17 protein-coding genes are annotated in these 13,856 nt (G+C 46.4%); 4 read left to right on the forward strand and 13 right to left on the reverse strand.

The genetic code is table 11. The annotated features are described in order from the left end of the window. Positions 1 to 45: 45 nt before the first annotated feature. Positions 46 to 1,812, forward strand: coding sequence for a terminase ATPase subunit family protein (locus AC6CWS_RS07240; protein ID WP_102062372.1), 1,767 nt, complete (start codon positions 46 to 48; stop codon positions 1,810 to 1,812). Then, on the forward strand, positions 1,812 to 2,840 hold the full coding sequence (locus tag AC6CWS_RS07245; RefSeq protein WP_102062371.1) for a phage portal protein: 1,029 nt from the start codon (positions 1,812 to 1,814) through the stop codon (positions 2,838 to 2,840). The genes AC6CWS_RS07240 and AC6CWS_RS07245 overlap by 1 nt, the downstream gene beginning before the upstream one ends. A gap of 30 nt (positions 2,841 to 2,870) precedes the next feature. On the opposite strand, the gene AC6CWS_RS07250 is transcribed toward AC6CWS_RS07245, so the two are convergent. The 13 genes from AC6CWS_RS07250 to AC6CWS_RS07310 form a co-directional block, all read right to left on the reverse strand. Beyond that, positions 2,871 to 4,523, reverse strand: coding sequence for a P-loop NTPase fold protein (locus AC6CWS_RS07250; protein ID WP_260212503.1), 1,653 nt, complete (start codon positions 4,521 to 4,523; stop codon positions 2,871 to 2,873). Between the two features lie 201 nt (positions 4,524 to 4,724). Further along, positions 4,725 to 5,567, reverse strand: coding sequence for a DUF2207 domain-containing protein (locus tag AC6CWS_RS07255; RefSeq protein ID WP_016529210.1), 843 nt, complete (start codon positions 5,565 to 5,567; stop codon positions 4,725 to 4,727). Continuing rightward, positions 5,567 to 5,785: a hypothetical protein gene (locus tag AC6CWS_RS07260; protein ID WP_016529211.1), complete on the reverse strand. Its 219-nt coding sequence runs from the start codon at positions 5,783 to 5,785 to the stop codon at positions 5,567 to 5,569. Before AC6CWS_RS07260 ends, AC6CWS_RS07255 begins: the two co-directional genes overlap by 1 nt. Positions 5,786 to 6,071: 286 nt before the next feature. After that, positions 6,072 to 6,305 (reverse strand): DinI family protein, encoded by a 234-nt coding sequence (locus AC6CWS_RS07265; protein WP_016529212.1) that lies wholly within the window; start codon positions 6,303 to 6,305, stop codon positions 6,072 to 6,074. A 10-nt stretch (positions 6,306 to 6,315) separates the two neighbouring features. Continuing rightward, positions 6,316 to 6,504, reverse strand: a complete 189-nt coding sequence (locus tag AC6CWS_RS07270; RefSeq protein WP_001154434.1) for a hypothetical protein — start codon at positions 6,502 to 6,504, stop codon at positions 6,316 to 6,318. Between the two features lie 153 nt (positions 6,505 to 6,657). Beyond that, entirely contained in the window at positions 6,658 to 9,072 is a 2,415-nt protein-coding gene (locus AC6CWS_RS07275) for a replication endonuclease (RefSeq protein WP_196521021.1), read from the reverse strand. Next, positions 9,069 to 9,926, reverse strand: a complete 858-nt coding sequence (locus AC6CWS_RS07280) for a DNA adenine methylase (protein ID WP_102062547.1) — start codon at positions 9,924 to 9,926, stop codon at positions 9,069 to 9,071. Before AC6CWS_RS07280 ends, AC6CWS_RS07275 begins: the two co-directional genes overlap by 4 nt. Beyond that, the gene (locus AC6CWS_RS07285; RefSeq protein WP_102062548.1) at positions 9,923 to 10,150 is read right to left on the reverse strand and encodes a TraR/DksA family transcriptional regulator; all 228 of its coding nucleotides are present in this window, start codon (positions 10,148 to 10,150) and stop codon (positions 9,923 to 9,925) included. Before AC6CWS_RS07285 ends, AC6CWS_RS07280 begins: the two co-directional genes overlap by 4 nt. Then, entirely contained in the window at positions 10,150 to 10,383 is a 234-nt protein-coding gene (locus tag AC6CWS_RS07290) for a DUF2732 family protein (RefSeq protein ID WP_069345547.1), read from the reverse strand. Before AC6CWS_RS07290 ends, AC6CWS_RS07285 begins: the two co-directional genes overlap by 1 nt. Before the next feature lie 67 nt (positions 10,384 to 10,450). Further along, complete coding sequence (locus AC6CWS_RS07295; protein WP_000963473.1) at positions 10,451 to 10,792, reverse strand: DUF5347 domain-containing protein; 342 nt, start codon at positions 10,790 to 10,792, stop codon at positions 10,451 to 10,453. Further along, positions 10,756 to 10,956 (reverse strand): phage filamentation protein Fil family protein, encoded by a 201-nt coding sequence (locus tag AC6CWS_RS07300; RefSeq protein ID WP_000956179.1) that lies wholly within the window; start codon positions 10,954 to 10,956, stop codon positions 10,756 to 10,758. The genes AC6CWS_RS07295 and AC6CWS_RS07300 overlap by 37 nt, the downstream gene beginning before the upstream one ends. A 7-nt stretch (positions 10,957 to 10,963) precedes the next feature. Beyond that, entirely contained in the window at positions 10,964 to 11,473 is a 510-nt protein-coding gene (locus AC6CWS_RS07305; protein WP_000460893.1) for a phage regulatory CII family protein, read from the reverse strand. 32 nt (positions 11,474 to 11,505) lie between these two features. Continuing rightward, on the reverse strand, positions 11,506 to 11,727 hold the full coding sequence (locus AC6CWS_RS07310) for a MerR family transcriptional regulator (RefSeq protein ID WP_000188448.1): 222 nt from the start codon (positions 11,725 to 11,727) through the stop codon (positions 11,506 to 11,508). Between the two features lie 145 nt (positions 11,728 to 11,872). Here AC6CWS_RS07310 and AC6CWS_RS07315 point away from each other — a divergent pair, with 145 nt between their 5' ends. Both AC6CWS_RS07315 and AC6CWS_RS07320 read left to right on the forward strand, forming a co-directional pair. Continuing rightward, a complete protein-coding gene (locus AC6CWS_RS07315; protein ID WP_004152885.1) occupies positions 11,873 to 12,751 on the forward strand; it encodes a phage repressor protein CI in 879 nt (292 codons plus the stop codon). Positions 12,752 to 12,762: 11 nt separating this feature from the next. Then, entirely contained in the window at positions 12,763 to 13,707 is a 945-nt protein-coding gene (locus AC6CWS_RS07320) for a hypothetical protein (protein WP_004150866.1), read from the forward strand. Positions 13,708 to 13,856 lie beyond the last annotated feature (149 nt).

Here is a 13,856-nt window from a genome sequence, read left to right on the forward strand (position 1 = left end):
ACCGCAGGCGGGGAAAGCCTTCATTCAAGGCTGTAGGTTTGTGCCATGAACACCACACTGACATCCGCAGATCTCGATCCCCGTCGGCAGGCCATGCTGCTGTACTTTCAGGGATATCGCGTAGCCCGCATTGCTGAAATGCTGGGCGAGAAAGTTGCAACCGTTCACAGCTGGAAGAAACGCGACAAGTGGGGTGACTATGGGCCGCTGGATCAGATGCAGCTCACCACCGCCGCACGCTACTGCCAGCTCATCATGAAGGAGCACAAAGAAGGGAAAGATTTCAAAGAGATTGACCTGCTGGCGCGCCAGTCGGAGCGCCACGCGCGGATCGGCAAGTTTAACAATGGCGGCAACGAAGCCGACTTAAACCCTAACGTCGCCAACCGCAACAAAGGCCCGCGTCGTCAGCCGGAAAAGAACGTTTTCACCGATGAACAGATTACGAAGCTGGAAGAAATCTTCCATTCCTCCATGTTCAACTACCAGCGCCACTGGTGGGAAGCCGGAAAAACCAACCGCATCCGCAACCTGCTGAAGTCACGCCAGATCGGCGCGACCTTTTACTTTGCCCGTGAAGCCCTGATTGACGCCCTGCTTACCGGACGTAACCAGATTTTCCTTTCCGCCAGTAAGGCACAGGCCCACGTCTTTAAACAGTACATCATCGACTTCGCCAAAGAAGTGGAAGTGGAGCTGAAAGGCGATCCGATGGTGCTTCCCAACGGGGCTACGCTTTACTTCCTCGGCACCAATGCCCGCACGGCCCAGAGTTACCACGGCAACCTGTATCTGGATGAATATTTCTGGATACCGAAATTCCAGGAGCTGCGCAAAGTGGCTTCCGGTATGGCTATTCACAAAAAATGGCGACAAACCTATTTTTCCACACCATCCAGCCTGACACACAGTGCTTATCCGTTCTGGTCCGGTGCGCTGTTCAACCGTGGGCGCAACAAAGCCGATAAGGTGGACATCGACCTGTCCCACAGCAATCTGGCCCCCGGCCTGCTGTGCGCAGACGGGCAATACCGCCAGATAGTCACCGTGGAAGATGCTGTGCGCGGCGGATGTAACCTGTTCGATCTCGACCAGTTGCGCATGGAGTACAGCCCGGACGAATACCAGAACCTGCTGATGTGCGAGTTTGTGGACGATCTCGCGTCCGTGTTTCCGCTCAGCGAGCTGCAGGCGTGCATGGTGGACAGCTGGGAAGTCTGGACCGACTTTCATGCACTGGCCCTGCGCCCGTTTGGCTGGCGCGAAGTGTGGATCGGTTATGACCCGGCAAAAGGTACGCAAAACGGCGACAGCGCCGGGTGCGTGGTGGTGGCACCGCCAGCCGTGCCGGGCGGTAAGTTTCGCATTCTTGAGCGTCACCAGTGGCGCGGGATGGACTTCCGCGCCCAGGCTGACGCCATCAAAAAACTGACTGAACAGTACAACGTGACATACATCGGTATCGACTCAACCGGCGTCGGTCACGGGGTTTACGAGAACGTGAAAGCGTTTTTTCCTGCCGTCCGGGAGTTTGTCTACAACCCCAACGTTAAAAACGCTCTGGTACTCAAGGCCTACGACATTATCAGCCACCGCCGTCTGGAGTTTGACGCCGGGCACACCGACATTGCGCAGTCATTCATGGCAATCCGTCGCGCCACCACCGCCAGTGGCAACCGCCCGACGTATGAAGCCAGCCGCAGCGAAGAAACCAGCCACGCCGATCTGGCGTGGGCAACAATGCACGCACTGTTTAACGAACCACTGCAGGGCGAGTCCGCCAATACCAGTAATATTGTGGAGATTTTTTGATGGGAAAGAGTAAGAATAACCGAGCTGCCTCGCAGAACCAGACCCAGCATAAAAGCCAGACTTCAGCCGAAGCATTCAGCTTCGGCGATCCCATTCCAGTACTGGATCGCCGCGAACTACTGGACTATGTGGAATGCGTACAGACAGATCGCTGGTATGAGCCGCCAGTGAGTTTTGACGGACTGGCGCGAACCTTCCGCGCCGCCGTGCATCACAGCTCACCGATTGCAGTAAAGTGCAATATTCTGACCAGCACCTATATCCCTCACCCGCTGCTCAGCCAGCAGGCTTTTTCACGTTTTGTGCAGGACTATCTGGTATTTGGTAACGCCTACCTGGAGAAACGCACGAACCGCTTCGGTGAAGTTATCGCCCTTGAACCTGCGCTGGCAAAATACACCCGACGCGGATTAGACCTGGATACCTACTGGTTTGTGCAATATGGTATGACAACCCAGCAGTATCAGTTCACGAAAGGCAGCATTTTTCATCTGATGGAACCGGACATCAACCAGGAGATCTACGGCCTGCCAGGTTATCTTTCTGCCATTCCGTCAGCCCTGCTCAACGAGTCCGCCACGCTGTTCCGCCGGAAGTATTACATTAACGGCAGTCATGCAGGCTTCATCATGTACATGACCGATGCCGCGCAGAACCAGGAAGATGTGAACAACCTCCGCAATGCGATGAAAAGCGCCAAAGGTCCGGGCAACTTCCGCAACCTGTTTATGTACTCGCCTAACGGCAAAAAGGACGGGCTTCAGATTATCCCGTTGTCAGAGGTCGCAGCGAAGGATGAGTTTTTGAATATTAAGAACGTGAGCCGGGACGACATGATGGCGGCACACCGCGTGCCGCCGCAAATGATGGGGATAATGCCGAATAATGTTGGGGGGTTTGGGGATGTGGAAAAGGCTAGTAAAGTCTTTGTCCGAAATGAATTAATTCCGTTACAAAAAAGGCTTATAGAAATTAATACTTGGCTAAATGAAAAAATCATAGCATTTAATGATTACTCATTAAATTAGATAAAAAGGGGTTAATCACCCCTATAAAAATCACAAAAATCGCCTTACACGTATTTTATTAATCGCCGATTCATCTCCAATTCTTATCAAGGCATCCCTTGCCTTTTTCCCTATACGATTCATTCTATCAGAACCATTACTATAATTTCCGAATTTAAGCGCCGTAGCTATTATTGAATCACCACCATCAAGAATGACATTTTTAAATAATTGATAGTAGTCATCTACTGAAGCAGCATCCAATATTTCCTCATGCCTATCAGACCAACCATTCTGACCTGATAATTTCTTAAGAACATCATATATTGAACCATCAATATTTATAATATTAGAATAGGTTTGAATTTTTGACAACAACTCAGCATCTCTTACGGGATGAACATTCACATAAATAGATTGAACATATTCCTTTAGAGCATCGTTACCATAATTAATAAACTGTTCAATCAATTCACTCGCCTTAGCATTCTCTCCGAAATCCCTATATAGTCCGACAACATTATCTAAATCACTTGGAGTCACATACTTCATCCCATCAACCACCGCTTGATATAGCTTGTCAACAACCTGATTTTGATTGTCATCAAATGAATTATGAAAGAACTGCCATGCCTCAGATAAGGAACCTCGTTTATTATCACGCGTAATCTCCTCATTCCTTAGGCTTATTTGTCTTTGGAAACTGCTCTTATCAAGATAGCCATATCTAACCATATCAATAAGAACCTCATCAAGATCATTCGTTTTTCTATATCCATATTTAAGCAAGGTATTAAGCCAGACTTTCTCATGGCCTTCTTCCTTGTCATTATAAGTATATATATTCCTCACTCCCCTAATATATTCTAGTGATGGCACATCTCCCTCTGGAGAAAATCCGTAATGGCTCCAACAATACAGAGTTAATGAATGCGCAACTTCATTTGAAATTGTCTCAACATCACCTATAATATTTGGTGTTAAGGACACGAAAAAACGTTCTATCTTTTTTAAGATTCGAATATTCTTGATACCTAAAGAAATGGAATATTTACTTAACAAGTTATAAACATGAAAATCACCTTTATAGGCTATATCTGCGCATTCTTCTGGTGTTGGATTGTAAGTGATATCTCTATCAATGACCTTTTCTTTATAAGTAGAATAATCCTCCATACTAGCTGTGCCATTGTTAAGCAATAGAACCACCTTACAATCCTTCTGCTCCTTTAATAGAGATACTAGCCCTAAAACATCTTTAACATCTAAGTTTTTGCCACGCCTTTCTAAGTCATCTATTACTACAATCATTTTAGAAACGGTCAGAAATGACATTGCTTCAAGTGTCGTAGAGAAGTTTTTTACAACAGGAGCTTCTTTTAACAAACCTGCGGCTTTTCGAGAAAACGATTCAAAAAGTCCACTTGCGTTTGTTGTTGCTGTCTCCAAATCAGGTTTATTTCCAATATATTCCTTTGTAATTGCATTCTCAAAAATAGAATACTTTAAAGAATCTAGTGAATTTATACCAAAAAGAGAGACATAACTATATCTATTAAATGCAACCTTATCTTTATTATCTTTTAGGAACGTATTCCAAGTATAGGTTTTACCAATTCCCCATTCACCCTGTATAGCCATTACTTCTGGTTCTGTAGATGAGATAAAATCTGACAACTGTTCTTTGATAAACTCTAAGGACATGTGTTTTCTCCTAGAAAGATAGCCCTGTATTATAACCCTAGAATTATAAAAGTAATGAGCGCGCGCTCGTATCCCCGCCACGCCTGCCCGCTTTGTGTAGTGGTTTTCATGCACCTGCATGAGATATGAAAAAGCCCGCCTGAACTGGCGGGCCGGAGCTAAAACGATCCTCAAACGATCATGCAAATTCATGCAGCATAGTCATGCACTACCCTGCTCTGCGTCGCCAGCAGTCTTTCTCCTGCGTGCGGATGGCTTTTTACCACCCAACTTGCGGCAGTCTTTCCGGTCACGCGCTTCGTTTTCTTTAAATTTGTTATACGTTTCAGTATCAAAAAACGAGATGGTTTCAACTTCATCTTTAGGGAGAAGCACACGGAAATCCTGGATATTCAGGCGCGACATCCCATTGATAACACCGCTATCAAGATAGTGCTGATGATAGTTTGTCGTGATATTTATCGTTAGGTCGTCTTTATCACGATATCCGCTCAGCAAGGGGAGAATTTCAAGGTGTTCCGACAATCCATTTTCCAACGCAGGGCAAGTCACCAGCCCTACATAGATTTTGCGTGATGAAAGTGTAGCAATGATAGGAAACTGGCGAGCTGATGCTTCCATGAGCAGCGATTCAAAAGCATTGTTTCCCACTGCCTTTGCCAGTGCATCCCAACGGCGATCCCCCTTTGAAGTACGGCGTTTGTTTAGCCAACCGAACAGCGCCGCGAGAACTATTGAAATCACAACCCACGCGATTTGCTTAATTTCATTGATGCGCTGCGGTTTATCGGTTGTGGTGGATAACATCCCGTTAAAGCTGTCTGGAGTCAGATTCAGCGCATTAGAAAACCAGCGAAACCCACCGCTGATGTTAAGAGCGAAGGTAAGGAAGCCGCCAGCGAGGAAAAAGACAATTCCCCATGCAGCCACAAAAAAATAAGCGTCCCAGCCATTGGAACGCTTATATCTATAACGTGTTGAAAGTGATAGGTTTACATATATAAAACCACTAACCAAAATCACTGCTAAAAGTAATGTTGCCATTATCGGGTTCTGTAATAATATTTTGCTTTAACAGTGCTCGTTTTGATGCCTTCAAGCTTATCCATCTGATCTCGGATGGCTTTCATAGCTTCTTCGTTGGACAAATCTACGGACACAAAACCATCTTTACTCAGATTGAGCTTGTCCTGGTTCTCTTTCAGAACCCGTGCCAAACGTTCAACTGGATTACCCAGCTTCAATGCGGCGATACTTGACATAACCCCTCCTTCTTATACGGCGCGGAAGTGTACACTTCGTCACCAGCAACCACAACAGCAAGTTCCTTATAACTAAGACAACCGTTTTAACTGTTGGTTGCGTTACTTAACTTAAGTTCATTGCCCCTAATCGCGCAAGATGTTTCTGCCTTAAACCACTGCATTTAGCATATATAGTGCCTCTTATGAGAAGCAGGCACTAACAAAGGCAATTTCTAACGCCTCGCACGGCTCGTTGTTCAACCTTGCGGACGGTAAAAGCCAGTTTTATCGTCCGCAACGTTCGCTAATGCAGCCAGCTGTCGTCTTCCCAGACCTGCTGCATAATTTCCATTACCCGCTGCTTATCCTCATCAAGTTTTAAGCCGGTCAACTCGATACCGTTGGCACTGCCTTTGCGAATGCGGATCGCCGTCTTGGGATACAGGGGGCGCAGATTGCGGTAAAGCTCGGATTCAAGGGCGTCCAGGGTAGACTGGCTAATCTTCTGCTCTTTATCGATCATTATTTCAATGCGCATAAAAGTCACCTCAGCTGATGACATCCATTGAGCGGTTGTATTCGTGGGTTCTGATTTTTGCCATGAGTTCATCTGTCAGTTCAGAAACCCATTGCAAAGCCAGCCCCTTCTCTTCATCACTACACTCACTAGCCGCTACAAGCTTAAGAAAAAAATCAATGCGCTGGAGCTTCAAAGACTCCAAAAAATAGTCCTGCATCTTTCCTCCTATGACACCACACGCAACACTGTATGTATAGCCACTGTTTATATTTACAGTATATAATAATCTTACTGATGTAAAACGTTTTTTTACGTTCATCAGCCTGATATGCCTGGTATTATTAAGAGCACGAATTGTTAACCCGCGTAATTAATACAGGTTCCGCCACTTATCATCTTCCTGCAAACGCTGGTTCCGATAGAAGATACGCAGGCCTGCTCCTGACGGAATACTGCCACCGCGAAGGAGCAGATCGACCTCTTTCTCGCTGCCATCAAATCCTCTGGACTTCAGTTCATAGACGAGCTGCTGACGCTGATGCTCTGTAATTCGCTGTTTGTAGTCTTTACGCCATTTCGGTTTCACCAGGCGTAACCTTGCTGCCAGTTCCCGGCGCTCTTTTTTGCTCATACTGTGCAGGTAATCGTGCAACTCCTTGTCATCCATGCGGGTGATCTCCGTTCTGGTATCCCCATCAGCTGATTTGTCTTTCCCTTGTTGGTTCAAATTTTCAGCAAGGGGACAGTTATTGCCACGAGTCCAAGGGGCGCAAGCGCCCTGGTCGGCTGCCGCCTCCTGAACGTCAACGGCCTTACGAACCATTTTCCACTTCACTGCATGAGTGCAGATCTTGCCCTCTGCAATGGGTGACCAGATGCCATAAATACGAATACCGTGATCGCCATAGGCGGTCGGCTCTTCGTTAATTTCATAAGCAGTTCTGATGAGGTGATATTTACGGGGAACCAGTACACCTCCCTGCTTCATGATATAGGTGGCAAAACAACCAGCATCAGCAGCAGCCAGAATGGCATCAAGGCGCGGGTTATCCAGTACCGGCACACCTGCTTTTTTGTCACCCTGCTGCCTTGCCGCCTGACCAGCCAGCAATCGCAGTTCACGGTAAGCCTGACGCCCCGGAATACCAAAGAAGCGGAATTGCTGAACACGATGCAAAGACGCCCAGGCATTCACGTATTCAGCGTTATCACGAAGAGATTTACCCGTTTCCTTGCTGATCTCGCCAGCCAGACCACGCCCGTCAATGTTCTTACTGATGTATTTCGCTATGTAGCTTGTCGGCGTTCCTTTGCGCGGGTTAATCAGCTCAGACTTAAAGCGCGGCCCCGTGTTATTGCCCAGCTCCTCGCGGTCTTCACGGATAGCAAACTTCCGCAACAATGCAGTAATGGCGCGGCGGTCTTTTTTGCGCATGAAACACAACAGGTGCCAGTGAACTGTGCCGTCGTGATGCGGCTCAGCCACCCGCACGCCATACCAGCGCAACCCGGCTTTGTGCATCGCCTTACGAAATGCAGCAAACATATCGACCAGATAATCGCTGCTTTGTCTTACCGTCGCGTTTTTCCAGGTCGGATTGGGTCTGCCGTTATTGAGCGTGGAATGGAAACGTGACGGACAGGTAATGGTGTAGAAAACGGCGCAGTCACCGCGCATTTCCGCGATAAGCTCCAGACCTTTAACACAGGCCATCATCTCATTGCGGCGATGCGCCGGGTTGCTGCAGCTGGCGTTTACCACATCTTCCATGTCCAGCGTGTCGCCGTCTTCGTTCACCAGTTCATGAGAACGGAAAAACTCCAGCGACTTACGGCGCTGCTCACGTTTATGCATCACAGCTTCATAGCTGACATAGGGAGATGCTTTTTTGCTGACCAGGCAGACAGCACGCAACTGCTCTTCCCGCCATTCACAACGCATCTTCCACAATTTCCGATACCACCAGTCGGCGCACAGCATACGCGCCAGCGAGCCCGGAATGAGTTCATAGGGCACTGGTTTACGGCGGTTTCTTTTCCTACGGAGTTGCTCAAACGCAGGCGGGATGACATCCAAACGTAGGGTTTCCGCTGCCACCTTTTCCCATGTCTTGCGGATTTCTTCTGGCTTAACATCATCGGTGGCGTACAAATCACCACAAGCGGCATCAAGACACATGCTCATATGCGCAGCGACAAGGGTAGACAGGCGTTTCACCTGATCCTGACTCATTTCAGGCAGGATCAGCAGGCCGTCCAGCCCTTCATGGCTTGCCATAAAGCGAAAAGAAGTGGATAGCTGACTGTCGCGTACATGCTCCAGTCGTTCCAGACATGGCTTAATCGTCTCACGCAAATAGCGGGAATAAGCCTTTGGCCTGCCCAGGCTGCTGAAGTATTCAATACGTTGCATCAGCGGCTTGCTGATATGGGAAGGCTGGGCGTTGACGTCAGCCAGAATGACCATGTCTGGATTAAAACGCTGCTGCTCATGCGCCAGCTTTGCCCGGCTAATGAGCTTATCCTGCTCCATTTCGCGCTGGACAGGATCACGGGATTCATTAAAGAAATAACGCTCCCAGACCTGCTCACTCAGTGCCTCGCGGCGCAGTTGTTCCTGCTCGTTATCGGCAGCATACAGAGTGATCAGGTTTGAAAGTGCAGACTCCGGCGCAACTTCCGCCGGGTCCAGATAAGGATTAATGGCCTTTTTCGGGCCGTTCCATGAAAATGATGCAGCGGCCTCGTTAAAGCCGCTAGAGTTGCTCATATCGTCATGACTCATACACGCACCTCGTACACAGCAGAACTATCTACGCCACGCGAAGGAGCAAATCCCACCCAGCAGCGCGCCCCGGAAACAGCAATGATTTCTGTTGCAGATTTACTCTCGCCAGCCGACACGCCGATGCTGCGTTTTGCCTTGATGTAGTGGTGAGTGAAATTGCGATACAGCGAACGAATCAGGGATGTGTCACTGTTAGAAACAATGACCGGATGACCTTCAGATGATCGATGTTCAAGAACGGATGCCAGGTGATACTGGTCATCCTTAGTGAAGCCATCAGTGTGATAGCCGGAAAACGTACCGTAATAAGGCGGATCGCAATACACCACATCCCCCGCCTTCAACATCGCCAGCGTTTCATCAAAGCTGGCGCAGATAAACGTTGCTCGCTGGGCTTTTTCTGCAAATTTGCGAATTTCTTTTTCAGGGAAATACGGATTTTTATAATTCCCATAGGGAATGTTGAAATGCCCGCTCTTGTTATAGCGACATAACCCACGGTAACCATGACGATTGAGATACAGGAAATATACCGCTTTCATGAAATCAGTAATTTCAGTGGAGTAATTAAACTCCTGCCTTATGTTGTAATAAGCCACCTCCCTGTTTGGTTCCTCAAATAAAGCTCTGGCACGAGATATAAACGCCTCGCAATCAGCAGCAACCTTTTTATAGAGGTTGATTAAATCAGGATTAATATCCGCAACAAGATAGCTGGGGTAATCCGTCTCTATCATCACAGCACAAGAACCCGCGAAAGGTTCAACCAGTCGCGGGCCAGCAGGAAGGTATTTTTTCAGTTCTGGCATAATGGCGGTTTTATTACCCGCCCATTTCAGGATGGTGCTCATACAGCACCTCCGTTGTAATGTTTGCCTTTCAGCTCTGCGATTTCCTGACAGGTAATGCAAAGCTGCACACCCGGAATGGCGCGACGTCGTGCTGGCGGAATTGGTGCTTCACACTCAATGCAAAGCACGCGGGATACGCCCGGCGTTTTGGCGCGGGCAGTACGGATATGACGCTGGCATTCTTCTTCAACGCGCTGCTGTACGAGATCCATTGCATCAGCCATCAGTGGATCTCCTGCGCTTCGTTCTGGATTGCTTCAGCAGTCACACGCAGCAGTTCTGCCGCTTCGACGTGGTTTAGCTGGCGGGATGTGATATGACACGCCAGGCTATCAAGGCGAGCTGCCATTGCTTCAGCCCTTGCCCGGCGTTCTTCCAGACGAGCCTCTGTCAGTAAAATATTAAGCCCTGCATCATCCGGTCCGGTTTTAGTCGTGAGGGTTTCAATACTACGCATAATCAATTCTCCTGAATTTAGATAAAGGGATGCCCGGCGGGTTTACGCCATGAATTTCATTAGTTGGTTAATTCGGCATGGTTAGCCGTCTGGGAAATAAGCTCACCACTGCACGAAAATGATTCATTGCTTTAATCAGCTCCCGCTTTTCGTCAGTGGTCAGCTCATTAATGCTGATGCTATGACGTTCAGCTGGGATTTTTGCCATAAAGAATATGGCAGCCAGTGCCCGTTTATTTTGTTCATTATTGATATCCCGTGGATCACGCATATCTTTAATAAACCGCTCAAGCTCTGACTCAATATTCAGGCCAAATACTTTCGCCCTTAATTCCGCAATGTGATTAAGTCCGTTCAGGCGTTCACCGGGGCTTAATGGAACAGTCGCCGCAGCGCCTTCAATAGCCATTTGTTCCCCTGTTTTTTCGTAGATAGTTCTGCCAGCAATTCATCTTGTGAACGGCACGGATGCCAGCGTTTACCATCCTCACCCATGATCCAGCCGTGCCCGTAGTGCATTGCCGGACTTTGTTTTACCAGCAGCGATGCAAATGATGGTTCTTTCGTCAGCATAAGCACCTCACAGCAAACCGAATGAAGCACCGAGGCCAGTCACGGTATCAACTGCACTCGCCATCGCAGGATTAGCCTGTAAACGGGCCTGCAATGAAACAGCGGCCAGCGCCATCAGTCGTGTTACAGAGTTAATGCTGCTGATAGCATCACGACGACCTGCACTGGTTTTTACATCGCCAGATACCGCACCTGCTGCAACACGCCCGATCTCTGCGGTTGCACTCATGACGTAATGTGGCAGTTTCTCTTTTGCCACCTCATTAATCGGTACACATGGCAGACAATGAATCTGTGCCAGAAAACCATCTACCAGCGTTGAATCCTCAGTCAGATCGGTAAGCAGCCAGATTTCTGGTGCGGTTAATAAATGAGGTTGAGCTGGGTTCAGCTTGTTCCGCAGAATCTGCACATTCATGCCAGCACGTTCTGCCAGTTGCACCAGGTTGTGGCGCAATGCGAATGCACGACAGGCTTCATCAAAATGTGGATGTTTGGAAACTTGGTAATCAAACATGGTCGACACCCCTGATGCATCCCAAAATGGAACTAGTTGAATACAACATTGCAATCAGTAAGTGCATCAACGGTAAGAGCAGCAAGGTTGATCATCACCTTTTCTCTTTTCTTGTCTTTCCGAAGGCGATGCCGAGGGATGCGACCGTCAGCCAGCATATCGTTAATTGTGTCGATTGAAAGACCAGTAAGTTCGCTATAACGCTCAATTGTGACATGTGGCGTATTCAGGGTTATTGAAATGTTAGGGGTCATGATGCAACATCTCCTATTGGCTTGTGGTGAGTCAGTTTTAATCGTGGCTTCAACTTCACATTTCGGAGAATAGGATCACAAATCGGTTATGTCAACACACGAAATCACATTTCGCCATGTGGACGAAAAAAAGAAATCCTTAATCATGCAGAATCGCGGAGGGCAATCGGTTATAGCTCGGATACTGAAAGCCTATGGTTTTTCTTCCCGACAAGCATTCTGTAATCACCTAGGTATATCGCAAAGTACAATGGCGAACAGGTATGCCCGTGACACTTTCCCTGCTGATTGGGTCGTTATCTGTAGCATGGAGACTGGAGTGCCGGTCGAGTGGTTGGCATTTGGCACTGATACAGAGAAGGGAAGAATTACAAATAATGCAGAAAAAAGTCACAACAATTGTGACAGCAAGCATCAACATCTCAATAGAGAACAAGACATCCAAAATGAGAACTTTTTTACTATTAACCAAGGCGGAAAAGCAGCAATAGAGCGAATCGTTTTGGCTTATGGATTTAAGACAAGACAAGCTTTAGCTGATCATATTGGTGTATCAAAAAGTACATTAGCCAATCGTTACATGAGAGATACCTTTCCTGCTGACTGGATTATTCAATGCTCACTGGAAACTGGTGCTTCATTAACATGGCTAACCACTGGTAACGGGGCAATGTTTGAAAAGCCTCGAATCAATACTATCACTATCCCATATCATAAAATAATTGATGGATCTCTTGCTCAAGAAACCGTTTTGACTTTTGACTCTAAGTTGTTAGAAGGAACCTTTCTGCAACCTTTAGCAGTATTCATTGATGAGGAAATATATATTGTAGAATCAAAATTTAATGAAGTTACTGATGGCAAGTGGCTTGTAAATATTGAAGGGAAAATAAGCATCAAAGATTTGACTCGCATACCCGTTGGTATGGTTAAAGTTGTAGGCACTAACGCAAGTTTTGAATGCTTACTTACTGACATTATCGTTTTGGCAAAATGTAAAAGAGTTTTTACTAAAAATGTATAAAGAGAAACATCATGACTGAACCAACCAATAAAGATAGCGAAATAAAAAAACACCTATTAGACTTGCTTAATTCACAGTCTGAAAATATAGCAAAACACTTCTACTCTCATATAAAAAACTTAATAGAAGCAGGAGAGTTTTCTGAAGCTCATAATAACCTAGCACTAATTGAAAAATACATGACTAGGCCACAGATGGATGAAGAACCCAATATAAATGAAAATGAAACTAATAAAAGAAAAAATGTAAAATCACTTGAACCTAATAATTATGTAGAACATATAATACAATTAGAAGAACGAAACAGCATATTAACTCTACAGTTAGAGCATTATACTCAGGATCTTAATAGAAAAAACGCAATAATCGAAAAAAACGTAAAACAAGTTAATTCTTTGATTAGTGAAAATAAGGAACTCCGTAGCCAAGTACAGCAACAAAGAATCGATGAAAAAATCCCCACCTATGTTAACGATGTTAAATCAGATCTTGCTAGTGATGACAAACATTTTATATTGATGTCTATTATCTGGTCTATTGCTGGGGTATTTTTTGGCTTCCTTGCGGTAATATCTGCTTTTTTTACATTATACATGAACTTAGATTTAAAAAATCTCACTAACCTTCAGTTAATATATATCTTCACGCGAGGATTAGTTGGAATCGCCATTCTTTCATGGCTATCATATATCTGCCTTAGTAACTCAAAAAAGTACACACATGAATCGATCAGGCGAAAAGATCGTCGACATGCTTTGATGTTTGGTCAAGTTTTTTTGCAGATATACGGTTCTACAGCAACTAAAGAGGATGCAATAGAAGTCTTTAAGGATTGGAATATTTCAGGTGACTCTGCATTTTCAGGTCAGACAGAGCAACCACCGAGCTTTGCGTCATTTTTGAATACAATCAAAGACAAAGTTAAAGTAACTGGAAGTGATAAAGAAACAGATTAATCATGAACATGTATGCTCCTAAGTAAAAAATACATTGAATGTCGCGGTAGGGATACCCGTTACCGGATACCCCCCGCACAGATCCCGGCGTGCGCGATTTACGCACCGGGCTCCTGCCTCGGGTGTCTGGCGGTGAACCGCTCCACAGG

It is taken from the genome of Klebsiella sp. M041, from assembly GCF_059759695.1.